Origin of the sequence: Dubosiella newyorkensis, assembly GCF_001945605.1 — a bacterium.
Taxonomy (GTDB): Bacteria; Bacillota_I; Bacilli_A; order Erysipelotrichales; family Erysipelotrichaceae; genus Dubosiella; species Dubosiella newyorkensis.
Genome location: NZ_MPKA01000144.1, coordinates 1 through 553, shown reverse-complemented (window position 1 = coordinate 553; position 553 = coordinate 1). Strand labels below are relative to the sequence as shown.

Annotated in this window: 1 protein-coding gene; it reads left to right on the top strand. The window is 38.7% G+C overall.

Annotated elements, in window-relative coordinates:
* Positions 1–153: 153 nt before the first annotated feature.
* Positions 154–553: DDE-type integrase/transposase/recombinase (locus tag BO225_RS11845; RefSeq protein WP_143356851.1), on the top strand; the 400-nt coding region annotated here is incomplete at its 3' end.

The following is a 553-nucleotide window of genomic DNA, read 5'->3' as shown; positions in this document are numbered from 1 at the left end:
TTCAGATATTTATCGACCGTTCTGCGATCGACATCGAGTTCACGGGCAATCTTGGATTTGTTCAATTTCAAAACACCCTCCTTCATAAGCGGCATAAGCTTGTTCAAATCTGTCAAAGAATCAACACGCAACGAGTTGTTGATTGATAAAGTAATGATCATAAAATCCTCCCTGCAAATAAGAGAATTTTACAATCTTTTTTTAGAAATTGTACATATTTATCTCATCGTTTATGTACATATTTATCTTATCGTCTACAAAGGATTTGTCTATCTGACCAGCGTGATGGATCTGTATTCCAGAAAAATAGTCGGGTGGGTGATGACTCGAAATATGGAAGCCGCAAAAGTTCTGGAGTGTATAGAAACAGCAAAAAGAAGACGAGGAATCAAAAAGCCATTGGTGATCCACAGCGATCGAGGAGTGCAGTACACAAGCGAAGAATACAAAAACAAGACAGAAGGAATGGAAAGATCGTATTCGAGAAAAGGCAATCCATGGGACAACGCCTGTATCGAAAGCTTTCATTCACTGATCAAGAGAGAATGGATCA